Raw genomic sequence first — 24,589 nt, forward strand, 5'->3', positions numbered from 1 at the left:
TCGCCATCGGGGTGGTGCTCCTCACGTCGGGGGATGCGAGAAACCTAGGACCGACCCCTCATCGTGTCAACGCTTGCAGACACATTGACAAGATCCGGAAACACGGCGACCCACGCCGGCAACACGGCGTGGTCAGGGGTGCGCGGGGCCGTCGTCCATCGAGCCGAAGGTCGTGCCGCGGGCCTCCGCCAGGTACAGCGGCTGGTCGACGTGGTGCTCGCCGTGCAGGTCCAGGGTCCCGCGGGGCAGGTCGTAGCGGCCGCGCCGGATCTCGTCGGCGACGGCCACCGGGTCGGTCGAGCGGACCTGCCGGGCCGCCGCGGCCCACACGTGGATCGCCTCGAACATCGACTCCGACAGCGACGACAACGGCGGCGCCCACCGACCGAACCGCTGCCGGTACCGCTCCAGGAGCGTCCCGTTGCGCTCGGTCTGCAGGTGCTGGAAGTAGCCGGACACCCCGTGGATCCCCTCGGCCGCGGCCGGCCCGATCCGTTCGAGGGTCGCCTCGTCCATGGCGGGGCCCAGGCTCACCGTGCGGTCCCGCAGCCCCAACGCGTGGCACCGGCGCTCGAAGGCCGCGGCGTCGGCGCCGACGAAGGTGCTCAGCACGACGTCGGCACCGGACGCGGCGATCCGCTCGACGAGCGGGGTGACGTCCCCGCCGCCGAGGGGTGCGTACCCCTCGCCGACCAGCACCGCCCCCTGGCCGGGGAGGATCTCGCGGGCGACGGCGTTGACCGAGCGTGGCCACACGTAGTCGTTGCCCGCGAGGAACCAGCGCCGGCCGCCGGCCGCGCGCATGACCGGACGGGCCGCCGTCGCGAGCTGGGTGGCCGGCCGCTCCCCCAGCCGGATCCGCAGACGGGACTCCCCGCCGCCCTCGTTCATGTTGGTGTGCACGACCAGCACGTCCTGCCCGGACAGGGCGGCCGAGACGGCGTGGTAGGTCGCCGAGGTCGTCATCAGGAAGATCGTGCGGCAGCCGGCCCGGACCAGCCGCATCGCCTCCAGGGCCCCGGTGCCGGGGTCGGTGGCGTCGTCGGCCTCCAGCAGCTCCAGCGGTCGCCCCCCGATCCCGCCCGAGGCGTCGATCTCCTCGACGGCGAGCGCGGCCACGTTCCCCACGGCCGAGGCGAACAGGCTGCCCGACCCGGAACGGCTGGTGATCACCCCGATCCGCGGTCCGTCGGCGGGGCCGTCGGGCAGCGGATGGCCGCGGCGGCGCATCAGCCACTCCAGCCCACGGCGGTCGATCTCGGCGTCGAGCCGGACGCGGGTCCCACCGGGCGCGTCGTCGAACCGCAGCCGGATGCGGCCCCGCCAGGGCTGGTCGTGGGTGATGGTGATGGCCCGGGAGACACGCAGGTCGCTGATCCGGCCCAGCACGTCCACCGGGGGCCCGCCGGCGATCGGTGCGCGCAGCGCGACCGGGGCACCGACGGCGACCCGGTCGCAGACCGCGTCGAACAGCCAGCCGGCGCCCTCGGTGCCGAACCGGTCGAAGACCACCGTCGGGGCCGCGGCGGCGAACCTCTCGACCGCGAGCGCGATCGACCCCACGGTCAGCGCCGATGTGACGACACGCCGGTCATCCGGTCGCGTCGGCCCGATACGTCATGCCCTGATCCTCCACCGCCGCCCCCACCTCGTCGAGGGTCGACTGGAACAAGGCCCGCAGCAGGGCGATCACGTCGGCCGCCGCGCCGTGCGGATCGATCGCGTAGTAGCGGAACCGGCCCGAGCGGCGCTCGGTGACCAGCCCCGCGACGCGCAGCACCCGCAGGTGGGTGGACACCGCGGTGCGCCCGACGGAGGTGATGCGCTCGGCGAGGTCTCCGGCGCTGCACTCCTCCTGCTCGGCGAGCACCGTGAGGATCTCCCGGCGGACGGGATCGGCGAGCGCGTCGAAGGCGAGGCCCGCTTCCTTGCCGCCGCCGCCCGAAGCGTCATGATCTGATGACACGTCAGGATAGTAGCGTGAACCGCTCCGCGACGCGTGCCCGTGTCGCGGTGCTGTGCCCACGGCCACCGAGACCGCGTGCAGGTGGCTCAGCGACCGCCGCATCGCCGGTGCCGACGCACAGGCCTGCCTGTGGGGGGTCGACATCCGCCCCCGAGACAGCGGCATCGAGCCGATCACCATGACGGGATGGACATCATCGAGGTCCGCGGCGGGCAGCTGTCGCGGGACGAGGCGTTCATGGACCGCCTGCCCGTGCAGGTGTTCGCCTGACCGACCCGCACCTGGTCGTACCGCACAGCCGAGGACCGCCAGCTTCTCCGCACCGTGCATGCCGGACCGCCGTTCCCGCCGCCACTGTTGCCTGCGTCGTCGCACCGACCCTCCGACGACCCGACACCCGCGGAGAACCGATGTCACAGGCAAGGAACCGCCCCGTCCCCGAGCTGGAACTCTCCTCGACCGACGACCCGGTGGTCGTCGCCGCGGCGGCCACCGAGGACTACACCCTGCACGCGACGCCGCTGTCGTGGCGGATGAGCCGCTGGTCGCTGGCGAGCGTCTGGTGGGCACTCGCCAGCGCGATGTTCTGGCTGATCCTCGGAGCCCTGGTCGCGCTGACCGTGGGCACGGTGGACGCCATCATCGGCATGGTGCTCGCGGCGCTGGTCTACTCCGCGATCTCCTGGCTGTTCGTCGGGTACGCGGCGCGGACCGGGCTCACCGCGAACCTGTTCTCCCGCGCCCTGTTCGGCTCGCGCGGCTCGGTGATCACCCCGTTGCTGGTGGCCGTGACGGCCGTCTACTTCGCGTGCTTCGGGGGCTCGGTCATCGCGGTGGCCCTGCAGGCGTACTTCGGCGGTCCGGTCGTGCTCTGGTACGCCGTCGTCGTCCTCTACAGCGTCCCGTTGATCCTCGGTGCCGCGCGTGTGTTCCTCGACCGGTTCAACGGGTGGCTGTTCCCGCTCTACCTGGTGGGGCTCGTCGTCGCCGTCGTGTGGGCCGGCCTGGAGTTCGGGTTCGACGGGTCCTGGGCGGACTCGGGGCCCCGCGAACTGGCCGTGAGCGGCCCCGGCTGGTGGTGGGCGTTCACCACCTACCTGGCCGACTTCGTGCTGCTCCTCGCGGCCTGGGACTTCGCCCGGTTCGCCAGGGTCGGGGACGGCGACGTGCGGTTCCACCGCGTGGTGACGTTCGGTCCGATGTTCTACTTCTTCACGATCCTGGTCAACGGCGTCGTCGGGTGTTCGTAGCCCTGACCATCCCGACCGACGGCGCGCTCAGCGAGACCTCCGGGGTGCTCGGCATCGTCGGGCTGATGGGGTTCGTAGGCCTGCTGTTCGTGTGGGTGAGCCAGACCCGGATCAACACGATGAACTTCTACCTCGCCGTCACCAACCTCGAGGGGTTCGTGGCGCGGCTGTCGCGCGTCCGACTCCCTCGGGCCGGGTGGGGCGTCCTGGTCGGGGTGATCGTCTTCGCGGTCATGCTCAGCAACGTCTTCGACTTCATCCTGGTCGCGCTGCGCTACCAGGCCGTGCTCACCGTCACCTGGACGGCCTGCGCGCTGGCCTTCCTGCTCGCCGGTCGGCTCGGTGACGACGCCGACCCCGAGTGGCGGCCCGGACGGGTCGCCCGGTTCGACCCGGTCGGTGTCGGTGCCTGGTCGGCGGGCAGCGTCGTCGGCTTCGCGCTCCTCACCTTCCTGCCCGCGTCGTCGTGGGCAGGCACGTGGGCGCTGCCGCTGGCCTTCGGTGTCTCGCTGCTCGTGCAGGTCGCCGGCATGTGGCTGCGCGGATCCCGTCAGGCGCTGCTGCGGCGCCCGCACGATCCCCGCGACGAGGTCGTCGACGCCTGGTCGGTCCACGTGCGCTGTCACGTCTGCGAGCGGTTCTACGTCGCGGTCGAGATGGACCGGGACCCGTCGGCCGGGCACCGGCCGATCTGTGCCGAGCACGCCCAGGACAGCGCGGCCTACGCCGACGCCGTCCTGGAGGAGGCCAGGGCCACCGGGGCCTGAGCACGGACGGGTCGTCGGCGCCGCGCACTCCCGCGGCGCCGACGGCCCCGGCCTCGGTGCAGGGCTCGGTGCAGGGCTCGGTGCCGGCCGGTCAGTCCGGCACCGAGGCCACCGCGGGCAGCGCGGCCCGCAGCTCGGGGCGCTGCGCGAAGACCGAGGTCTGGAGCTCGGCGACCAGCCGCTGCGCCGGGTCGTCGACGTCGACACCGAACGCGTCGCGGATGCGGGTCAGCCGGTACTTGAGGGTGTTGCGGTGCACGAACAGGGTCTTGGCGGCGGCGGTCAGGTCACCGCAGGCGTCGAAGTAGGCGCGCAGGCTGGGCAGGAACTCCGTCCCGCGGTCGCGGTCGCTGACGACCATCGCGGCGACCCCGCCCTGCAGCAGGCGCGGACGCTGCAGCATCACCTCGGTGAGCTCCGACAGCACGGCGTGGGCGACCGAGTCGTCGAACGACACCACCCGCCGGGAGTCGTCGAGCAGCGGGGTGTTGAGCAGCCGCTCCACCTCGCACCGGGTCTCCCCCAGCTCGTCGAGCCGCGGGAACTCACCGCTCACGGCGGCGCGGACGTCGAGGTGCAGCTGCCGGCCCGCCTGGCCGACGATCTGCTCGGCGAGCGCGGCGACGTCGCTGTCGGGCCCGTCGTCGGAGGGGAGGACGGCGTAGACCCGGCCCTGCCGCGACGTCGCCACGCCCCGGCGGCGGGACGCCTCGACCCGCAGGGCCACCAGGTCCTCCAGCGGGCGCAGCTCGGCCAGCCCACCGGCCGCCCGGCCGCCCTGGGCGTCCGTGGCGAAGGCGAGCAGCCGGAACCGGCTGGTCCCGATCCCCAACCGGGACTCCAGCACCGCGGTGTCGCCCCGTCCGTCGAGGGCGCTGCGCAGCAGGTCGCCGCGGACCCGACGGTCGAGGTCCTCGCTGATGCGCGAACGCAGCATCTGCACCGCGGCCAGCCGGGCGATCTCGGCGAGCAGGTCCTCGGAGTGCTGGTCGAGCTCGCGCTTGGACTCCGCGACCCACACGTAGCCGAGGATGTCGCTGCCCGCCCGGATCGCCGTCACCAGGAGGAACTCCCGGGGCGGACGGCGCTGCAGGATGGACTGCTGCCGGATCTCGTCGATCGGGTCGCCCAGGCTGGAGAACGCGACGACCTCCATCCGCTCGTCGTCGACGATCACCGGGCCCTCCAGCGCGGCGGCCGCGGAGTTCGCGAGGGCGAACAGGTCCCCGAACGGCACGCCGCGCTGGTCCGGGACCGTCGCGACCGCGGCGGACACCGCGGTCCGGGCCAGCGCGTGCAGCTGGTTCCACGACATCTCCGGCGACACCGCGAGCACGGTCGCGCCGTGTCGCTCGGCGAGCGCCCGCAGCGCGGCCCGTTCGGCGTCGCTGTCCACCTTGTAGGCGAACACGATCCCCGGGTCGGCACCGTCGATCGCCGCCTCGGCCTCGGGCGACGCCGGATGGACCCCGATGCCCAGCACGAGGTCGCCGCGCTCGATGCGCTCGACGATCACGGTGTCGGCGATGACGATCGCGCTGACCGGGATGGTGACACCCAGCGGGGCGTGCACGACCTCGACGAAATCGCCGCCGAGCACCCCGAGCAGGTTCTCCAGCCCCAGTGCGGGACCGCCTCCGGAGACCGCCATCGATGCCCTCCGCTCAGCTCACCGGATCGTTCCCCCCACGTCAGTGTGGTGGCGCCGGTCGAGCCCAGTGTCACGCAGCCGTTTCGTGCCCGTAAAGCTGCTGTAGACCAGCGCGTACACGCCGACCGCCTCGACCAGGGCGTCCACCTCGACGTACTCGTCGACGGTGTGGGCGACGGCGAGCTCGCCCGGCCCCAGCACGACCGACAGGATCCCGAGCTGGTTGCGCATGAACCGGGCGTCGGTGGTGAACGGCAGCCCGGTCCGCTCGGCCGGTCGCCCGGTCATCGCGCTCGTCGCCTCGGCGACCTCGGAGACGAACGGATGGTCCCCGTCGATCTCCGAGGCCTCGCAGAACGTCTCGACCTCGATCTCGTAGTCGGCCCCCCGGGTGAGCCCCAGTGACGAGATGCGGTCGACGATCCCGGCGAGCGCGCCGTCGACGGTGTCGCCGGGCAGCATCCGCCGGTCGATGCGCAGCTCGCACTCCTCGGGCACCACGTTCGGACCCGATCCGCCGCGGATGGCACCGACGTTGCACGTCGTGGTCCCCAGCAGCGGGTGCGGGGTCTGGGGGTAGACGTTGTCGTGCAGCACCTGCGCGATCCCGGCGGCGGAGATGATCGCGCTCCGGCCACGGGAGGGTTCGCTGCCGTGCGCCGGGACGCCGCGGGTGAGGATCCGGGCGAACAGCAGACCGCGCTCGGCCAGGCACAGCCGCATGCCGGTCGGCTCGGGGTCCAGGCAGGCGTCCGCCCGGACCAGACCACGCTCCACCAGCGCCGCGGTCCCGAGCCGGCCGCCCAGCTCCTCGTCGGCGACCAGGTGGAAGACCACCTCGCACGGTAGCTCGCGGCAGGTGCGCAGGGCGACGACCGCGGCGGCGACACCGCCCTTCATGTCGGCCGATCCGCGGCCGTAGAGCCTGCCGTGGTGCACGGCCCCGCCGAACGGGTCGTGCCGCCACGCCTCCGGCCGGACGGGGACGGTGTCCAGGTGACCGTTGACCAGCAGCACCGGTTTGCCGGAGCGTTCGGCGTCGCCGGTGCCCACCACCAGGCTCTGCCGGCCCGGGGCGGGCTCGACGACCTCGCCCCGCATGCCGAGGCCGTCGAAGACCTGCTGCAGGTGGGACACCACCTCGGTCTCACCGCCGGGCGGGTTCTCCGAGCGGATCCGGACGAGATCGCGGGTGAGCCCGACGACGTCGTCGACGTCGACCGCGGCCCGGATCCGCCGCGTCGTCGGTGTGGGGACCGTCGTCACAGCAGCTCCTCGATCTCGCCGTGGTCCAGGAAGCCGGCCTCGGCCATCCGGCCGAGGAACCCGCGCAGGCGTGGGTTCTGCCGCAGCGGCCCGGCCAGCCGCTCGCGGGCCGCGGACCGGTCACCGGACCGGGCCAGCAGGACCGCCGCCCAGAAGTCGGCCTCCGGGTTGCCGACCATCACCCGCGCGGCGGCGTCGAGCCGGGCGAGCGCCCGGTCGCGGTCGCCCGGGGACGGCTCGTGGTACGGGCCGACCATCAGGCCGGGGGCGAACATGGTGGAGGACACCGCGTCGAACGCGCGGCGCTGCCCGAGCAGCCGGCGCAGCTCGCCGACCGGGTCGGGGTGGTCGTCGACGCGCAGGTCGACGGGCCGGTGGTTCCAGGGGTCGGAGACCGGTTCGCCGTCGACGACGACCAGCGAGGCGCCCTGGCTGCCCCGCACGTCGCCGCCGGCCGCCTCGGCCGCCTCCATCGCGACCATCAGGCGCTCGGCGAGATCACCGGGGGCCGACCGGTAGGCCGCGAGCATCTCGGGGAGGACCCGGTCGGAGGCGAGCATGTTGCCCTGGACCGCGACCGGCCCCTCGACGATCCCGCCGCAGAACCCGATGCACGATCCGCCGGTCCGGCTCGCCGCGTCCCCGGACCGTCCGACCAGGGCGACCTGCCGGACCTGCGGGTGCGGGTCGGCCGCCACGAGCTCGTCGAGCACCTCGGCCGCGGGGCGTCCCTCGGCGAGCGCGGCCATCCCGGCGCCGGCGTAGCGCCCGTCGACGAAGGCCTGGGTGGCGATGGCACCGACACCGGGGTCCGCCCGGGTGACCCCGGCACCGGGCGCGAAGAAGTGCGACTCGCACCCGACCCCGAGCTGTCCGGTGGCCGGGTCGCGGGCCACGATCGAGTAGGTCACCGCAGCTCCTCCTGGAAGCGGCGGACCGACTCGGCGACTCCCCGGGGGTCCTCCAGCATCGGCAGGTGCCCGATGTCGGGGACGGTCTCGACGTCGACCACGCCCCGGTCGCCGCCGAGCGCGGCGGCGAGCTCCCGGGCCATCTCCGGCGGGCAGGTCGGGTCGTGGGTCCCGACGACGACCCGCGCCGGGGGACGGTCGGTGAGACCGGCCGCGGTGGCCCGGGCGTCAGCGGCGCCGAAGGTGGTGCGCAGCACCGTCACCACGGTGTCGAGGTTCCGGTCGCCGTCGCGACCACCTGCGGCCAGGCCGGTCAGCTCGGCCGCGGCGTCCGCCCGGGCGGCCGGGCCGAGGATCTCCGCACCGTGCGCGTCGAACCACCCGCGGACGCCGAGCGCCCGCAGGTCCTTCTCGGTGTCGTCGAGCACGTCGTCGGACCAGCCCAGGTGCAGCGTGGCACCGAACGCGACGATGCTCGCGACCCGGCCGGGGACGGCCGCGGCCAGCTCGACCGCGACCGCTCCGCCGATCGACCCGCAGACCACGTGCACGCGGTCGAGGCCCTCGGCATCGATCGCCGCGAGCGCGTCACGGGCGTAGTCGGCGGGCAGGTAGGACCCGCCCTCCTCCGACCGCCCGTGCGCCCGGTAGTCGACCGCGACCCGCACCGGCCCGACCTCGGAGACGTCGACCGTGGCCCGCCACACCGCGGCCGCGGTGTTCACGGGATGCAGGTAGAGGACGGCCGTCCGGGTCCTGTCCCCCGCCCAGAGGAGGTAGGAGACCTCCCCCACCGGCCCCCGGGTGTACCGGCGTTCTCCGTACGGCATCGTGCGGTTCTCCTCGACGTGGTCGTCGGTGTGGGGGTGGGTCAGGCGTCCTGCGGGAACCGCGGGCTGGTCGGGTCCGCGACCGGCGACGCGTGGAAGTGCCAGATCCTCCACTCGGGCTTGCCCGTGCCGTCGTCGCGCCGGTAGACCTCGGTCACGCGGAACACCAGCGGCTCGGGGTCGGGCTCCATCAGCCCGGTGCCCTTCTCCTTCTCCCCGGTGACGATCGTGCTCCAGTACGTCGTGAGGTACCCCAGGTTCCCCTCGACGTGGATCTTGGGCTCCTCGACGATCGTCATGTCGGAGAGGTTGAAGCCGATCTGGTGCAGGCCCTCCCAGAGCTTCCACTTCTCGTCCGGCCCGTTGTACTCGTGGCCGTTGAGGTTGAACTGGAGGTACCCGGGGTTGGCGAAGTTCGGGTACATCTTCTCCGGGACCAGCCCGTTGTTGGACTCCAGCCAGGACTGGTGCACCGCGCGGATCGCCGCGACGTCGTCGGGGTTGTTGACCTCGGTCATGGGTCTCTCCTTCTCGTGGGGTGTCAGCGCTCATCGGGGAGCGGCTCGTCGGGGAGCGGGGGTCAGGACAGCTCGCGCAGCCGCGGCAACAGGTCGGCGGCGAACTGGGTGAGGAAGCGCTCCTGGTCGTGGCCGGGGCCGTGGAACACCAGGTGGGTCATCCCGGCGTCGACGTAGGGCCGGATGCCGGCGAGTGCCTCGTCCGGGTCGGAGGCGACGATCCAGCGGCGCGCGACCTGGTCGATCGGGAGCGCGTCGGCGAGGCGTTCCATCTCCTCGGCGGAGGTGACGCTGTGCTTCTGTTCCGCCGAGAGCGACAGCGGTGCCCAGAACCGGCAGTTGTCGCGGGCGGCGGCCGGGTCGCGGTCGTAGGACAGCTTGATCTCGATCATGCGGTCCATACCGGACGGATCGCGGCCGGCGCCGGTGGCACCCTCCTCGACCGCCGGGAGGAGCTTGTCGGTGTAGAGCTCCATGCCCTTGCCCGAGGTGCAGATCATCCCGTCGGCCTGGCGTCCGGCGTAGCGGGCCACCATCGGGCCGCCGGCGGCGATGTAGACGGGCACGGGTGTCGCCGGCCGGTCGTAGATCTTGGCGCCCGCCAGCCGGTAGTACTCGCCCTCGAAGTCGACCGAGCGCTCCGTCCAGAGGGCGCGCATCAGTCGTACCGACTCGCGCAGGCGACCGAACCGCTCCTTGAACTCGGGCCACTCCATGCCGGAGACCGCGACCTCGTTCAGCGCCTCCCCGGTGCCGGCACCGAGGACGACCCGTCCCCCGGTCAGCAGTGCCATCGAGGCGAAGCTCTGGGCCATCACGGCGGGGTTGTAGCGGAAGGTCGGGGTGGTCACCGAGGTGCCGATGACGACCCGCTCGGTCCGCTCCCCCACCGCCGCCATCCAGGTCAGTGCCGACGGGGCGTGCCCCCCGGTGTCGCGCCAGGGGAGGAAGTGGTCCGAGACCCAGACGCTGTCGAGGCCGACCCGCTCGGCGAGCACGGCGTTCTCGACGAGGTCACGCGGGCCGAACTGCTCCGCCGAGGCCTTGTAGCCGATCCTGAGTGTCATCGCCGGTCAGACGAACCGGGGCAGGACGGTGGAGGCGACCAGCTCCAGCTCCTCCGCGGCGGTCTCGGCGACCACCGGGGAGAGCACCACGCTGGTGGCGCCGGCGGCACGGAGCTCGGTGATCCGGCGGGCGACGTCGTCGGGGTCGCCGGCGACCGCGAGGGTGTCGATCCACTCGTCGGGAAGCTCCTCGGCGAGGGTGTCCGGATGGGCGGTGAGCAGCTCGGCGATGGTGTCGTTGTAGCCGAAGGCGCCGGTCAGCGGGTTGTGCGGGCCGACGGCGGTGATGTAGGCGGCCAGGGCCGGACGGACCGCGGCCCTGGCCTTCTCCCGGTCGGTGCCGACGCTGGTCAGCGCGAAGGTCGGGACCAGGTGCGTCGTGCGGCCCGACCGCGCCATCCCGGCCTTGATGTGCTCCAGCGCCGACTCCAGGTAGGCGGTGCCGGCGAGCACGCTCATCACGGTGCCGTCGGCGATCCGGCCGGACAGCGCGAGCGACTTCGGGCCGAGCACCCCGGTCAGGATCGGGACGTCGCCGTCGACCGGATGTGCCGCGGTGACCTGGCGGAACGTGAACTGCTTGCCCTCCCGGTCGACGGTCCGCCCGGCCAGGAGGTCGCGCACACCCTCGACGCACTCGGTCAGCGCGGCGAGCGGGGACCGGGCGGTGACGCCCATCTGGTCGGTCCAGAACGGCACGCCGTGGCCGATGCCGGGGAGGAACCGTCCGGGGAAGGCGCGGGCCAGCGTGGCGGTCTCCATCGCCAGGACCGCCGGATGGCGGGCGACCGAGGCGACGATGCCGACGCCCACCCGGATCCGCTCGGTGGCGGTGAGTGCGAGCGCGGCACCGGTGAAGCCGCCGTAGCAGAAGTAGTCCTCCGCGACCCAGAGCTCTCCGAAGCCGAGCCGCTCGGCCGCGGCGGCGATCGCGGGGATCTGCTCGGGCGGGGTCGAGGTGGCGACGAAGACGCCGATGGGCGCGGGGTCGGTCATGGGGTCCTCCGGTGCGGTCCTGCCGATCTCGACCGCGGACGTCGCGATGCGGTCCGCCGGTCTCGGCGCTGGTCGTCGACGAGTCTGTGGGTCGCGACTGACGGTCGACAATCGTCACAGCGACGAATCGGAGCCCCTCGTTCTGCCGATCTGTCAATGGACGCCGGAGGTGACCGGCACGACGCTGGCTCACAACCTGACGTCCCCCACCGAAGGACCCACCGTGACCCAGCAGCATCACCGACCCGGGCTGATCGGTTCCCGGGTGCGCCGCAAGGAGGATCCCCGCCTCCTGACCGGACGGTCCTGTTTCGTCGACGACGTCGTGCTCCCCGGCATGCTCGAGGCCGCCGTGGTGCGCAGCCCGCACCCGCACGCACGGATCGTCTCGATCGACGTCTCCGCCGCGCTGGAGCTGCCCGGCGTCTTCGCCGTGCTCACCGGTGAGGACGTCGCGGCCGCCTGCGCGACGCCGCAGACCGTGGTCTGGCGGATGATCCCCGACCAGCTGATGACCGAGCAGTACGCCCTCGCCGTCGACAAGGTCCGCTACGTCGGCCAGCCGGTCGCGGCCGTGGCGGCCGTCGACCGGTACGTCGCCGAGGACGCGCTCGGCCTGATCGAGGTCGAGTACGAGGAGCTGCAGCCGGTGGTGACCCTCGACGAGGCACTCGCCGAGGGCGCGCCGAAGCTCTACGAACAGTGGCCGGACAACATCAGCTGCCGCCAGACGATCCCGAAGGGCGACGCGGCGACGGCCTTCGCCGAGGCCGACGTCGTCGTCTCCGAGACCCTCCACTACGGACGGCAGATGGGCACCCCGCTGGAGACCCGCGGGGCGGTGATGAGCTGGGACCCGTTCACCGGCCACCTCGAGGGCTGGATGTCCACCCAGTCCCCGAACCTGACCCGGGACCTGCTCGGCGAGGTCCTGGGGCTCGACGTCGACCACATCCGCGTCATCACCCCCGACGTCGGCGGCGGGTTCGGCAACAAGTTCGACTTCTACGGTGAGGAGGTCCTCGCGGCGCTGCTGTCGAAGCGGACGGGCCGGCCGGTGAAGATCATCGAGGACCGGCTCGAGAGCTTCGTCGCCAACGCCCACTCCCGCGAGCAGCGGATCGAGGTGTCGGTCGCGGCGAAGGCCGACGGCACCATCACCGGGATGCGCGGGACGGTGTACGCGGTGCTCGGCGGCTCGCTCGCCACCGTGGGCATCGGGCCCTGCTGGCTGTCCATGGCGCTGATGGCGGGCCCCTACGACATCCCCAACGTCGAGGGCACGGTCGTCGGGGTGGTCACGAACCGCTCGCCCTACGGCTCCTACCGGGGCTGGGGGCAGCCCAAGGCGAACTTCGCCCACGAGCGGATCATCGACAAGCTGGCGCACACCCTCGGCCTGCCCGCCAACGAGGTGCGGCGACGCAACCTGATCGCGCCCGAGTCGTTCCCCTACCCCAGCCCGGTCTTCTTCTACGACAGCGGCAACTACGCCGAGTGCCTCGACACCGCCGAACGTGCGGTCGCCGAACGCGGCTGGGCCGCCCGTCGCGAGCAGGCCGCCGAGGAGGGCCGCTCGCTCGGCATCGGGTACGCGTTCCACATCGAGATCAGCGCGCTGGGCCCGACCAAGATCATGAACCAGGCGGGGTTGCAGCACGGCTCCTTCGACGAGGAGGTCGTCCGGATGGACTCCGCGGGCGGGGTCACCGTCCGCACGGGGCTGTCCGCGATGGGGCAGGGCATCGAGACCGCTCTCGCCCAGGTCGCCGCCGACACCCTCGGCGTGCCCCTGTCCTCGGTGACGGTGCTGTCCGGGGACACCCGGACCAACCCCTTCACCGGCTACGGCACCGGCGCCAGCCGGGGCGCCGCGCTCGGCGGCGGCGCGCTGCTGCGGGCGAGCAGCAGGCTCCGGGACAAGATCCTGCGCATCGCCGCGCACATCCTGGAGGCCTCCCCCGACGACCTGGAGGTCGCCGACGGGCGGATCTCGGTGCGTGGCATCGCCGACGGCCGGTCGCTCACCATGCGCGAGATCGGCGACGCCGCCTACCGCCGCCTCGACGGCGCCCTGCCCGACGGCGAGGACCCCACCCTGGAGGAACGCGACGTCCTCGACCCGGAGAACGTCGCCTTCTCCTACGGGACCAGCGCCGTGCTGACCGAGGTCGACCGCGAGACCGGGCGGGTGACGCTGCTGGACTACCTGGTGGTCCACGACTGCGGCACGGTGATCAACCCGACGATCGTCGACGGCCAGATCCACGGCGGCGCGGCGCAGGGCATCGGCGGCGCGCTCTACGAGGAGATCGTGTACAGCCCCGAGGGCCAGCCGCTGACCACCACGTTCATCGACTACCTGCTGCCCACCGCCTCGGAGATCCCGCCCTTCGAGACGCTGCACATGACCACCACCGCCGACCACATCCCCGGCGGGTTCAAGGGGATGGGCGAGGCCGGGACGATCGGCGCCGCGTCGGCGATCGTCGCCGCCGTCGAACACGCCGTGGAGGACCTCGGCGTGCGCCTGACCCGGCTGCCGGTGACCCCGCCCCGGCTGCTGACGGCCATCGAGTCCGGCACCCCCACGGAGGAACTGTCGTGAAGCCCGCACCGTTCGACCACGTCCGGGCGCGCAGCGTCGAGCACGCCGTCGAGATCCTCGCCGCGGAGGACGGCGACGCGAAGATCCTCGCCGGGGGCCAGAGCCTGGTGCCGCTGCTCGCCATGCGGATGGCGCAGCCGACCGTCCTGGTGGACCTCGGCGGATGCGCCGACCTCGCCTACGTCCGCGACGGCGGCGACCACGTCGAGATCGGGGCGATGACCCGCACCCGCGACGTCGAGATCTCACCGCTCGTCCGGAGCACGGTGCCCCTGCTGCCGCTGGCCCTGTCCTACGTCGGGCACGTCACCATCCGCAACCGGGGCACCTTCGGCGGCACCGTCGCCCACGCCGACCCCGCCGCGGAGGTCCCCGCCGTGCTGCGGGCGCTCGACGCCACGGTCGTCGTCACCGGCCCGCGCGGCACGCGGACGGTCCCGGCTGCCGACTTCTTCCTCGGCTTCCTGCTCAGCGCGGTCGAGCCCGACGAGGTGCTCACCGCGGTCCGGGTCCCCACCCAGGCCCCGGGGACCGTCGCCGCCGTCGAGGAGTTCACCCGCCGGCACGGCGACTTCGCGATGGCCTCGGTGCTCGGCGCGGCCCGGATCGGTGCCGACGGCACCGTCGCCGACGTCCGGCTGGTCCTCGGCGGGGTCGGCCCGACCCCGGTGCGGGCCGACGACGCCGAACGGCTGCTGGTCGGGCGGGCGCCGTCCGAGGAGCTCGTGCGCGCGGCCGCCGACGCCGCGGTCGAGGCGACCGACCCCACCGGCGACGTGCACGCCCCCGCCGACTACCGCCGCACCCTGGCCCGCGTCCTGACCCGGCGCTGCCTGTCCACCGTGCTCGCCGACACCACGAGGAGCCACGCCGCATGAGCGCATCGACCGACACCGACCGTGACGCCGGGACGCCGGGACGCCGGGACGCCGGGACGCCGGGACGCCGGGACGCACGACACCACCGACGGCGACACCGCTGACGGCGACACCACGCGTCCGGTGCGCATGACGGTGAACGGGCAGCCGGTCCGCCACCACGTCGAGCCGCGCCGCACCCTCTCCGACTTCCTGCGCCGCGACTGCGGCGCCACCGGGGTCCACCTGGGCTGCGAGCACGGGGTGTGCGGGGCGTGCACCGTCCTGCTCGACGGCCGCACGGCCCGCTCCTGCTGCACCCTCGCGGTCCAGGCCGACGGCGGCGCGGTCACCACCGTCGAAGGACTCGCACAGGGCGGTGAGCTGGATCCGTTGCAGGAGGCGTTCTGGCGTCACCACGGCCTGCAGTGCGGGTTCTGCACGCCCGGCATCCTGCTGACGGTCACCGAGTTCCTCGCGGAGAACCCCGATCCCAGCGACGAGGAGATCCGCGCGGCGATCTCGGGGAACATCTGCCGGTGCACGGGGTACCAGTTCATCGTCGACGCCGTCCGCAGCGCCGCGGCCGTGCTGCGCGGCGAGCCCGCGCCACAGGCCCCGGTGGACAGGGAGGGGTGACGGCCGCCCGGCCGGCCGGTCACCGCGCGGCGAGCAGCACCCAGGTGTGCCCCGGACGCACGGGCATCTCACGGCCGTCGGGGGTCGTGAGACGGAGGGGGTCGGCGACGGCGGGACGGGACCACCGTGCGGGGAAGGAACGCCCCTCGCGCAGGACCTCGGCGTCGCCCGCCCCGACGGTGAGCGCGATCGGGGAGACCGAGCCTGCGCTGTCGCGGACCGACGACTCGGCGACGGCGACCCGTTGCACGACCACCGTGTCCGCCCGTACCGGCCTCCGGTCCGGACCGGAGACCGCGGTCCGGTCGCCGGTCGCGACCGTCCAGGTGTCGTCCTGCGCGCTCCAGGTGACGGTGACGGTGGTGGCCCCGACCCGGACGGAGCGCTGCGGGACGGGGGCTCCCCCGTCCGGCGCCGGGCCGAAGCGCAGGCCGATGTCCTGGACCGGCCCCGCCTGCGGCACCCGTCCGCGCAGTGCCGTCAGGTCCACGTAGACGTTCAGCGGCGCCGGCCGCCGGTCGTCACGCCGGAACGCCTCCGGCAGGTCGCGGGGCACGACCGGGACCACCGCGGCCGCGCGGAGCCGGTCCATGACCGGTGGCGCGGCGCCGGAGAAGACGAGGGCGGGCCGGCCGTAGGCGCCGAGGACGCCGATGTCGGTCTCCCGGGCGCTGCGCACCGGCCCCACCGAGCGCGGCAGCTGCGAGGCGAACACCGCGAGCAGTCGGGTGAGACCACCCTCGACCGGCTCGACGTAGACGACGTCGGCCGCCTCGACGCCGTCCCACGGGCGCGCCGCCGCGGTGTTGTCGATCTTCACGGCGAACACCCGTGCCCCCGGCTCGGAGGGCAACCCGGTGAGCGGTGACAGCAGCGGTGCCGGTGTCGCCGGAGCGGTAACCGGCCCCGGGACCGCGGGCGACGCCGCGCATCCGACGGCGCCCGTCAGCACCAGCCCGAGGAGGGCCGCGACCACCGGATGTGCACGCACCGGCGCACGGTACTCCCGCGCCGCCCGTGCGTCAGCGGTCGAGCGGCGGGTGCTCCGGCGGCAGGACGTCGAGTGCGTACCGGCGTCGGGTCGCGTCGGGGCCCAGCATCGCCGACAGCGGACCCGCGATGTCGTCGGCGGCGGCCCGCACCGTGCCCGCGAGCCTCCGGAGACCGTCCTCGTCGACGGCGGCCTGGGGCCCGGACAGCGACAGCGCACCCATCACCTCCGACACCGACGTCAGCGGAACCGAGATCCCACGCCGACCGGCGTGATTGGCGGCGGAGGAGAAGGCGAACCCGTCGTCGCGGATGCGGCGCAGCTCCGTGCGCAGTGCGCCGTCGTCCTCCCCCGCGCGGGCCCCCAGGACGGCCTCGATCTCCGACTCGGGAAGGTGGGCGAGGATGGCCCGGCCGCTGCATCCCCGGGTCAGCGGTGACCGCTCGCCGATCCGAGTCCGCCACGACGGGTCGTGGTCGTGCGGAGGCACGGCGGCCAGCAGCAGGACCCGGTCGTAGCCGCTGCGCACGTGCAGCCGCGCGCTCAACGACGTACCACCCGCGAGCCGGACCAGGACCGGGTAGGTGAGCGCGCGGAGCTCGGGCCAGGGACCGAGCAGGGCACCCAGCCCGATCGCCCGGGTCCCGACCCGGTACCCCCGGCGGCCGACGTGGTCGACGAAACCTTCCTCCTGCAGGGCCCGCAGCACGCGGTAGGTCTGGCTGACCGGTGCGCCCAGCCGCTCCGCGACGGCGGGCAGCGCCGCCGGCTGCTCCATACCCGCCAGCGTCTCCAGGACCACGACCGAGCGTGCGAGGACCGACGTCGTCGGCGTAGTTGTCACGAGGTGCAACTTAGGTCGTCCGGCGCCGTCGCCCGACTCCAGACTGGATCCATGCACAACGACACGATCTCCGAAACGATCACCGACCGCACCGAGCTCTTCGCCCACCTCGCCGACCCCGCCACGGCCGCGACGTTCTTCGAGCGGGTGGCCGACGACGTGTCCTGGACGGTCGAGGGCACCCATCCCCTCGCCGGGCACTACGCGTCCAAGACCGCCTTCACCACCGCGACCTTCGACCGCCTCGGCCCGCTCATGCGGGACGGGGTCCGGCTCGAGGTGGTCGACCTGCACGTCGCGGGAGACGTCACGGTCGCCGAGTTGCACGCGACGTCGACGACCCTCGACGGAGCCCCCTTCGACAACGACTACTGCTGGGTCTGCCGGTTCGACTCCCCCGAGCCCGACGCCCGCATCGTCGAGGTCCGCGCCTACCTCGACAGCGCGATGGTCGCGTGGACGGTGAACCGCAACGAGGCGCTGAAGTCGGGCTGACCCGCACGGCGGCGTGTCCGCCCCGGTCGCGCATCACGGGACCAGCGGTGGTCGGGCCGTGCCGGTCGTCCTCCGCCCGATCGAACCCGCCGGGCAGGAGCCCGACGCGGGGCCGGGCCGCCCGCGGATGCGGTGCCGCCCGCCGCTGACCGATCGCCACCTCTGGGTCGTCGCCGGCGAACGGTGGTCAAGCGTGTTCTGCAACCCACGTTCACACCCGGCCCGACCCGGCGGATCAGCCTCTTGCGGACCGAGGCGCTGCCTCCGCCGGCGCGAGTCGCAACACCACTCCGAGGAACGACGGAGAAGGGCTTGACCCGAGCGACGGCGATGGTTAACTTCGCACCCGCGAAACGTGAACGACCTGAACGCCAGAGGGACGGCGAAGGATCGAGACGAGCGGGAGGGTGATCATTAGAGAAGCCCCCGGACATCTGGATCAGTAGAAGTGTCTCTGTAGTTGCGGGGCCCGGCCATCAGGCCGGGCCCCGCACGGCGTCATGGGTCATCGACGGTTGCGGGCAGTGAGCCTTTTTCAACCTGACGTTTGTGCTGGTCAGGTAGCTGTGATCATGAGGGTCTGGACCGCGGCGACGAGCTGGGTGGCCTGGTTGGGGCTGGAGCGGATCTTGCGGAGGATCTTCCAGTTCTTCAGCTCGGCGTTGACCCGTTCACCGGGTGCCCGTCGTCGGGCGTGGGCGGCGTTGACCGCTTTCTGATTCGCTGACAGGGGCCGGTACCGGCCGGTGTCGAGGTCGCGGCGGCGGCGTCGGTGGGGGACGGTGATCGCGGGCCCGCCGCCTTGGTAGGCGGTGTCAGCGATCGCCCGCACCCCGGCGGTGTTGACCGCGTCGATGATCCCGTGGGCGCGGGCGGCACCCATGTCGTGCCGGGCTCCGGGTAGCGGTGGGGAGATCCACACCAGCCTGCCGACGGGGTCGGCGATGACCTGCACGTTCAGGCCGTGGCACTTGTGTTTGCCGGAGTAGAACGCCCGGTCGTAGCCGGATGTCATGCCGACCCGGTCGATACGCAGCAGCGTGCCGTCCAGGATCACGAACGCCTTCCCAGCGGCGACGGTGATGGCCTGTTCCAGGGTCGGGGCGAGCGCGGCGAGCAGACCGATCGCCTCGGTCAGGTACCGGTACACCGTCGCGGTGCTCACCGCGAACCCGCAGGCCAGGGCAGCGTAGGTCTCGCCCTTACGCAGGTAGGCGAGCACCAGCAAGGCCTGCCGACCGGCTGAGAGCCGGCGCCAGCGTGTTCCACGCTGACGCCGATGCCCCCGGAGAAGATCAGCAAGATCACGGACGCTACGGCTGGACACGTTCATCCCGGATGGGTAGGACAGCACACGGGGCTCCTGGCAGACGACGGTTCGCCACCCATCCGTCTACCAGGAGCCCCACCCCGGCCGGCCTTCACGCCCCTGACCAGCACAAACGTCAGGTTGAAAAAGGCTCAGTGCTTCGCCCCGGCCCGCGGACTCCCACAGCTCCTCGGCCTCGTCGAGCATCGCCTCCGGCCCGCACGCCCAGGTACTGCGCTCGCGCCAGTCCGGGCAGTACTCGGCCAGCCCGGCGGGGGTGAGCCTGCCGCGCTCCCCGGTGAGGTGCAGCTGCACCCGCAGCGACGGGTGTCGCGCGGACAGCGCGTCGAGCTCGGCGGCGAAGATGACGTCGCCGTCGCGCGGAGCCGAGTGCACGAGCACCACGTCGGTCACGGTGTCGCGACGGTCCAGGGTGCGCAGCATCGCCATGATCGGGGTGATGCCGCTGCCCGCGGTGAGGAACAGCAGCTGCTCCGGTGGCGGGTCGGGAAGCACGAACTCGCCCTGCGGCAACGCGAGCCGCACCACCGTGCCGGGCCCGACGCCGTCGACGAGGTGGCGGGACAGGAAGCCCTCCGGCATCGCCTTCACGGTGATCGAGATGTGCCTGCGGTCGCGGCGCGGCTCGGAGGTCAGCGAGTAGGAGCGCCAGTGGAAGCGGCCGTCGACCTCGACGCCGATGCCGACGTACTGGCCGGCGCGGTGGTCGAACGACCAGCCCAGGCCGGGCCGGATGACCAGGGTGACGGCGTCGGCCGTCTCGGGCACGACCTTCACCACCCGCCCGCGCAGCTCCCGCACCGACCACAGCGGATTGAGCAGCAGCAGGTAGTCGTCGGGCAGCAGGGGCGTGGTGAAACGGGCGGCCGCCTTCCGTGCGCGGCGCAGTCCCCTCGGCAGTACGGCGTCGGTCATGACCCACCTCGTCGTCGCGGTCGGGACCATCGGACCCGATCTCGATGGCGACGGCAAGTTGGGATGGCGACACCCTCGCCACCAGTGAGGACGAGGTCGGCCCCCGACCTGCGGGAACGTTACATCGGTTTCGTCGACAACGATGTCGAGATCGGCTGTCTAGGATCGTCGAGGTGGCGGACTTCCCGATCGAGGAGCTGGCCCGCCGGGCGGGGATGACCGTGCGGACGGTGCGCTCCTACATCACGCGCGGGCTGTTGCCGCCGAGCGGACGGGCCGGGCGGGCCGCCCGCTACACCGAGGCCCACCTCGACCGGCTCGACCTGGTCAACGGGCTGCGGCGGCGTGGTTTCTCCCTCGGGGCGATCGAGGTGCTCGTCACCCAGGACCCCGGACGGACCGCCGAGGAGGCGCTGCGGCTCTACCGCGGGATGCTCGCCCCGTGGCAGCCGGAGGAACCCGTCGAGGTGGACGGGGCGGAGCTGCCCGGGCATCTCGGGCTCACCCCGGACATGGTGTCCGCCGACGAGCTGGTCCGGCACCTGTGCGAGACCGGCGTCGTCGAGACCACCGAGGACGCACGGCTGCGCATCCTGCGACCGGACCTCGCCCGGGCCGCGGCCGAGGCCGTGCGGCTGGGCATCCCGCCCGCCGCGCTGGTGGGGCTGCGCCGCAGGCTCGACGACCACACCGGCGCCGTCGCCGAGATGTTCGTCGAGCTGTTCGCCCGGCAGGTGTGGGACGGCTACGTCGAGGCCGGGCTGCCCGCCGGCGACGCACCCCGGATCCAGCAGACCGTCGAACAGCTGCAGCCGGTCGCCACGCTGGCGCTGCTGTCGTCATTCCGCTCGCGCATGCAGGACGCGATGGACGCCTTCATCACCCGGATCTCCGACGACATCTCCGCCGACGCCGGGCGCGCCATGGGGATCCGGACGACCGACCTGGACGATCGTTGACTGCTCAACCATAATCCGGTCCGTGAGCGACACCGTGACGACCGACGTCCTCGTGATCGGCAGCGGGCCCGCGGGCTCGTCGGCGGCCCTGTTCCTCGCCGGTCTCGGCGTGGACCACCTCGTGATCACCAAGTACCGGTGGACGGCCGACACCCCGCGCGCGCACATCACCAACCAGCGCACCGTGGAGATCCTGCGCGACCAGGGGGTGGAGGCCGACGTCGTCGCGGAGGGGACGCCCTCGCACCTCATGGGCGACACGGTGTTCTGCACCGCGCTGGCCGGCGACGAGCTCGGCCGGGTGCGGACCTGGGGCACCCACCCGGCGCGGCGCGCCGACTACACCCTGGCCAGCCCGTCGTCGCACTGCGACCTGCCGCAGAACATCCTCGAGCCGATCCTGGTCGGCCGGGCCGCCGAGCGCGGCAGCCGGATCCGCTTCGACACCGAGTACCTCCACCACGTCCAGGACGACGACGGCGTCACCGTCACCGCGCGGGACCGCATCACCGGCGCCGAGCTCACCATCCGGGCCCGCTACGTGATCGGCGCCGACGGTGGGCGCAGCGCCGTCGCCTGGGACGCGGGCCTGCCCTTCGACGGCCGCGGCGAGCTCGCGGGCAGCATGAACATCGTCTTCGACGCCGACCTCACCGCGCTGGTCGAGCACCGGCCGAGCGTCCTGTACTGGGTGCTGCAGCCGGGCGCCGACGTCGGCGGCATCGGGATGGGCGTGCTGCGCATGGTGCGGCCGTGGACCCGCTGGATGGCGATCTGGGGCTACGACCTCGCGGGTCCACCGCCGGAGCTCGACGACGCCGCGGCCACCGCGATCGTGCACGACCTGATCGGTGACGACTCCGTGCCGGTGACGATCCGCTCGACCTCGGTGTGGACGGTCAACGAACAGTGGGCCACCCGCTACCGGTCGGGACGGGTGTTCTGCGCCGGTGACGCCGTGCACCGCCACCCGCCGTCGAACGGGCTGGGCTCCAACACCTCGATCCAGGACTCCTACAACCTGTGCTGGAAGCTCGCGATGGTGCTGCGCGGCACCGCCGGGCCCGGGCTGCTGGACTCCTACGACGCCGAGCGCGCCCCCGTCGGCGAGCAGATCGTGCGCCGCGCCAACCGCTCGGTGGAGGAGTTCGGGCCGATCTTCGCCGCGCTCGGGCTGGAGCCCGGCGCGGACCCGGCGGCGATGCGTGCCTCGATGGCCCCGCGCCGCGCCGACGACACCCCCGCCGGGGCCGCGACCCGCGCGGCGCTGCGGGCGGCGCTGGAGCACAAGGACTACGAGTTCAACGCGCACGGCGTCGAGATGGGGCAGCGCTACGCGTCCGGCGCGGTGGTGCCCGACGGCACCCCGGAGCCCGCATACGACCGCGATCCCGAGCTGTACTACCACCCGACGACCTGGCCGGGGGCGCGGCTGCCGCACTGCTGGCTGGGCCGCGACGGGCACCGCGTCTCCACCCACGACCTCTCCGGCAAGGGCCGGTTCGCGCTGCTCACCGGCATCGCGGGCGGAGCGTGGGCCGCGGCCGCGCGGACCGTCGCGGCCGAGCTGGGGATCGAGCTGGCCGCACACGTGATCGGCCCCGGCCGCGAGGTCACCGACGTCTACGACGACTGGGCCCGGCTGCGTGGGGTCGGCGAGGACGGCTGTGTGCTCGTCCGCCCGGACGCCCACGTCGCCTGGCGCGCCGAGGCGCTCCCCGACGACCCGGCCGACGCGCGGCGCCGGGTGCTGGGGCGCATCCTGGACCGGACCCCGGAGGTGACCGCATGACCGGCTTCGTCCACGAGCCCTCCCCCGCGCGGGTGGTGTTCGGTCCCGGCACGCTCGACGACCTCGCGACGGAGGTGACGCGGCTCGGACGGTCGCGGGTGTTCCTCGTCGCCGGCCGCCACCCCGCCGGCGCGGCGGACCGGGCGCAGGCCGCGCTCGGGTCGCTGCTCGCCGGGCGGTTCGACCGGGCCGCCGTGCACACCCCGGTGACCGTGACCGACGAGGCGCTGGCGGCGTTCACCGCGGCCGGGGCGGACTGCGTCGTCGCGATCGGGGGCGGCTCGCAGATCGGGCTGTCGAAGGCGCTCGCCGTGCGGACCGGCGCCGACCAGGTCGTCGTCCCCACGACGTACTCCGGTTCGGAGTGCACCGCGGTGCTCGGCGAGCTGGGGGTGGACACACCGGGGGTGAAGACCACCCGGACCGACCCGGCGATCCGGCCGGAGACCGTCGTCTACGACCCGACGCTCGTCGCCGACCTGCCGTCGCAGGTGGGGGTGCCGAGCGCGGTGAACGCGCTCGCGCACGCCGTCGAGGCGCTGTGGAGCGTCGACCGCGACCCGCTGACCGACGCCGCCGCGCTGGAGTCGGTGCGGCTGCTCACCGCGGGGCTGCGCGACGGCGACACCGACGCGCTGCTGCGCGGGGCCTGGCTGGCCGGGACCTGCCTGGACCGGGCCGGGATGGCGTTGCAGCACAAGCTCGCCCACACCGTCGGCGGCACGCTGGACCTGCCGCACGCGCCGACCCACGCGGTGTTGCTGCCCCACGTGATCGCCCACAACGCGGCCGCCGCTCCGCGGATCGCCGAGGCGCTCGGGCCGGACCCGGCCGGCGCGGTGTACGACCTGCTCGTCGCCGCCGGCGGGCCGACGTCGCTGGCCGCGCTGGGTGTCGACGAGGCCGACCTGGACCGGCTCGCCGAGCAGGCCGTCGCGCGGCCGTACCCGAACCCGGTGCCGGTCACCCGTGACGGCGTGCGCGCCCTGCTCGGGCGGGCCTGGGCCGGTGAGCGGCCCGGCGACCCGGTGCGCGCCACCCTGGACGCACTGACCGCGCAGGTCACCGCATCGTTCGGTGGGCCCGACGAACGGCTGCGGACCCTGCTGGCCGGGCTCGCCGCCACCCTGCACGGCTACGCGCGCGAGTACGACCTCACCCAGGACGAGTGGCAGACCGCGATCGACTTCCTGACCCGCGCCGGACACGTCACCGACGAGCGGCGCCAGGAGTTCGTGCTGCTGTCGGACACCCTGGGGCTGTCCAGCGTGGTGGACGTGCTGACCAACTCCCGCACCCCGGACACGACGTCCTCGGCGGTGCTCGGGCCGTTCTACACCGACGGACCGCCCGAGCTCGACCAGGGAACCGACGTCTCCGCGGGGAAGAAGGGCACCCCGCTGTGGGTGGACGTCGTCGTCACCGACACCGATGACGAGCCGGTGCCGGGGGCGGTCGTCGACATCTGGCAGTCCGACGAGGACGGCTTCTACGACCTGCAGCTGCCCGAGACCGAGGGCCCCGTCCTGCGCGGCCGGTTCCGCACCGACGACGCGGGCCGGCTGCGGTTCCGCTCGATCCTGCCCGCCGCCTATCCGATCCCCGCCGACGGCCCGGTCGGGGAGATGCTGGACGCCACCGGACGGCACCCCTTCCGGGCCCCCCACCTGCACTTCCTCATCGAGGCACCGGGCCACCGCAGGCTGATCACGCAGCTGTTCGTCGCCGGTGGGGAGCACCTCGACTCGGACACGGTGTTCGGGGTGAAGGACGACCTGGTGGTGGAGTTCGCCCCACGCACCGGCCCGATGCCCGACGGCGTCGAGCCCGACGGGGAGTGGCGACTGCTGGAGTTCACCTTCCGGATCGCCCGCGATCGCTGATCCCTGCCCGATTCCGGGCAGAGTTCTGGCCCTTCGTCCCGCACCCGGTCAGGA

At 73.3% G+C, this 24,589-nt stretch carries 22 protein-coding genes; 9 read left to right on the plus strand and 13 right to left on the minus strand.

The window, feature by feature from the left end; genetic code table 11:
- Positions 1-132 precede the first annotated feature (132 nt).
- Complete coding sequence (locus KPL57_RS12215; protein WP_226351678.1) at positions 133-1,563, minus strand: substrate-binding protein; 1,431 nt, start codon at positions 1,561-1,563, stop codon at positions 133-135.
- 28 nt (positions 1,564-1,591) lie between these two features.
- Positions 1,592-2,296 (minus strand): helix-turn-helix transcriptional regulator, encoded by a 705-nt coding sequence (locus tag KPL57_RS12220; protein ID WP_226351679.1) that lies wholly within the window; start codon positions 2,294-2,296, stop codon positions 1,592-1,594.
- Positions 2,297-2,376: 80 nt separating this feature from the next.
- On the opposite strand from KPL57_RS12220, the gene KPL57_RS12225 reads away from it, so the two are divergent.
- Positions 2,377-3,216, plus strand: a complete 840-nt coding sequence (locus KPL57_RS12225; RefSeq protein WP_226351680.1) for a hypothetical protein — start codon at positions 2,377-2,379, stop codon at positions 3,214-3,216.
- A complete protein-coding gene (locus KPL57_RS12230; RefSeq protein WP_226351681.1) occupies positions 3,207-3,983 on the plus strand; it encodes a hypothetical protein in 777 nt (258 codons plus the stop codon). Before KPL57_RS12225 ends, KPL57_RS12230 begins: the two co-directional genes overlap by 10 nt.
- 91 nt (positions 3,984-4,074) lie before the next feature.
- Here KPL57_RS12230 and KPL57_RS12235 read toward each other — a convergent pair whose 3' ends face one another.
- The 7 genes from KPL57_RS12235 to KPL57_RS12265 all read right to left on the minus strand — a co-directional run bounded on the left by KPL57_RS12235 (position 4,075) and on the right by KPL57_RS12265 (position 11,222).
- Positions 4,075-5,634: a CdaR family transcriptional regulator gene (locus tag KPL57_RS12235; RefSeq protein ID WP_226351682.1), complete on the minus strand. Its 1,560-nt coding sequence runs from the start codon at positions 5,632-5,634 to the stop codon at positions 4,075-4,077.
- Positions 5,635-5,652: 18 nt separating this feature from the next.
- Positions 5,653-6,900, minus strand: a complete 1,248-nt coding sequence (locus tag KPL57_RS12240) for a M20 family metallopeptidase (RefSeq protein ID WP_226351683.1) — start codon at positions 6,898-6,900, stop codon at positions 5,653-5,655.
- Complete coding sequence (locus KPL57_RS12245) at positions 6,897-7,811, minus strand: DUF1028 domain-containing protein (protein WP_226351684.1); 915 nt, start codon at positions 7,809-7,811, stop codon at positions 6,897-6,899. Before KPL57_RS12245 ends, KPL57_RS12240 begins: the two co-directional genes overlap by 4 nt.
- Entirely contained in the window at positions 7,808-8,641 is an 834-nt protein-coding gene (locus tag KPL57_RS12250; protein ID WP_226351685.1) for an alpha/beta fold hydrolase, read from the minus strand. The genes KPL57_RS12245 and KPL57_RS12250 overlap by 4 nt, the downstream gene beginning before the upstream one ends.
- Positions 8,642-8,682: 41 nt before the next feature.
- Positions 8,683-9,159, minus strand: a complete 477-nt coding sequence (locus KPL57_RS12255; protein WP_226351686.1) for a nuclear transport factor 2 family protein — start codon at positions 9,157-9,159, stop codon at positions 8,683-8,685.
- A gap of 62 nt (positions 9,160-9,221) precedes the next feature.
- The gene (fgd, locus tag KPL57_RS12260; RefSeq protein ID WP_226351687.1) at positions 9,222-10,226 is read right to left on the minus strand and encodes a glucose-6-phosphate dehydrogenase (coenzyme-F420); all 1,005 of its coding nucleotides are present in this window, start codon (positions 10,224-10,226) and stop codon (positions 9,222-9,224) included.
- Between the two features lie 6 nt (positions 10,227-10,232).
- The gene (locus KPL57_RS12265) at positions 10,233-11,222 is read right to left on the minus strand and encodes an LLM class flavin-dependent oxidoreductase (protein WP_226351688.1); all 990 of its coding nucleotides are present in this window, start codon (positions 11,220-11,222) and stop codon (positions 10,233-10,235) included.
- 223 nt (positions 11,223-11,445) lie between these two features.
- On the opposite strand from KPL57_RS12265, the gene KPL57_RS12270 reads away from it, so the two are divergent.
- The 3 genes from KPL57_RS12270 to KPL57_RS12280 all read left to right on the plus strand — a co-directional run bounded on the left by KPL57_RS12270 (position 11,446) and on the right by KPL57_RS12280 (position 15,326).
- Positions 11,446-13,830 carry a xanthine dehydrogenase family protein molybdopterin-binding subunit gene (locus KPL57_RS12270; RefSeq protein WP_226351689.1) on the plus strand — a complete coding sequence of 795 codons (2,385 nt, stop codon included), beginning with the start codon at positions 11,446-11,448 and terminating at the stop codon, positions 13,828-13,830.
- Positions 13,827-14,708: a xanthine dehydrogenase family protein subunit M gene (locus KPL57_RS12275; protein WP_226351690.1), complete on the plus strand. Its 882-nt coding sequence runs from the start codon at positions 13,827-13,829 to the stop codon at positions 14,706-14,708. The genes KPL57_RS12270 and KPL57_RS12275 overlap by 4 nt, the downstream gene beginning before the upstream one ends.
- Before the next feature lie 129 nt (positions 14,709-14,837).
- Positions 14,838-15,326, plus strand: coding sequence for a (2Fe-2S)-binding protein (locus KPL57_RS12280; RefSeq protein WP_226351762.1), 489 nt, complete (start codon positions 14,838-14,840; stop codon positions 15,324-15,326).
- Between the two features lie 19 nt (positions 15,327-15,345).
- Here the strand turns inward: KPL57_RS12280 and KPL57_RS12285 are convergent, their stop codons facing one another.
- Together KPL57_RS12285 and KPL57_RS12290 are read right to left on the minus strand one after the other, a co-directional pair.
- The gene (locus KPL57_RS12285) at positions 15,346-16,317 is read right to left on the minus strand and encodes a DUF3048 domain-containing protein (protein WP_226351691.1); all 972 of its coding nucleotides are present in this window, start codon (positions 16,315-16,317) and stop codon (positions 15,346-15,348) included.
- A 31-nt stretch (positions 16,318-16,348) separates the two neighbouring features.
- On the minus strand, positions 16,349-17,161 hold the full coding sequence (locus tag KPL57_RS12290; RefSeq protein WP_226351692.1) for an IclR family transcriptional regulator: 813 nt from the start codon (positions 17,159-17,161) through the stop codon (positions 16,349-16,351).
- A gap of 51 nt (positions 17,162-17,212) precedes the next feature.
- Between KPL57_RS12290 and KPL57_RS12295 the strand changes: the two genes are divergently transcribed.
- Positions 17,213-17,656 carry a nuclear transport factor 2 family protein gene (locus tag KPL57_RS12295; RefSeq protein WP_226351693.1) on the plus strand — a complete coding sequence of 148 codons (444 nt, stop codon included), beginning with the start codon at positions 17,213-17,215 and terminating at the stop codon, positions 17,654-17,656.
- A 556-nt stretch (positions 17,657-18,212) separates the two neighbouring features.
- On the opposite strand, the gene KPL57_RS12300 is transcribed toward KPL57_RS12295, so the two are convergent.
- Positions 18,213-19,010 carry a transposase family protein gene (locus tag KPL57_RS12300; RefSeq protein ID WP_226350737.1) on the minus strand — a complete coding sequence of 266 codons (798 nt, stop codon included), beginning with the start codon at positions 19,008-19,010 and terminating at the stop codon, positions 18,213-18,215.
- A 39-nt stretch (positions 19,011-19,049) separates the two neighbouring features.
- A complete protein-coding gene (locus tag KPL57_RS12305; protein WP_308252856.1) occupies positions 19,050-19,901 on the minus strand; it encodes a ferredoxin reductase in 852 nt (283 codons plus the stop codon).
- 173 nt (positions 19,902-20,074) lie between these two features.
- Here KPL57_RS12305 and KPL57_RS12310 point away from each other — a divergent pair, with 173 nt between their 5' ends.
- From KPL57_RS12310 to KPL57_RS12320, 3 genes are read left to right on the plus strand one after another with little or no spacing between them, the layout of a single operon-like run.
- Positions 20,075-20,860, plus strand: coding sequence for a MerR family transcriptional regulator (locus tag KPL57_RS12310; RefSeq protein WP_226351694.1), 786 nt, complete (start codon positions 20,075-20,077; stop codon positions 20,858-20,860).
- A 22-nt stretch (positions 20,861-20,882) separates the two neighbouring features.
- Positions 20,883-22,652: an FAD-dependent monooxygenase gene (locus tag KPL57_RS12315; protein WP_226351695.1), complete on the plus strand. Its 1,770-nt coding sequence runs from the start codon at positions 20,883-20,885 to the stop codon at positions 22,650-22,652.
- Entirely contained in the window at positions 22,649-24,535 is a 1,887-nt protein-coding gene (locus KPL57_RS12320; protein ID WP_226351696.1) for a maleylacetate reductase and hydroxyquinol 1,2-dioxygenase domain-containing protein, read from the plus strand. Before KPL57_RS12315 ends, KPL57_RS12320 begins: the two co-directional genes overlap by 4 nt.
- Positions 24,536-24,589 lie beyond the last annotated feature (54 nt).

This window comes from Pseudonocardia sp. ICBG601, from assembly GCF_020496245.1.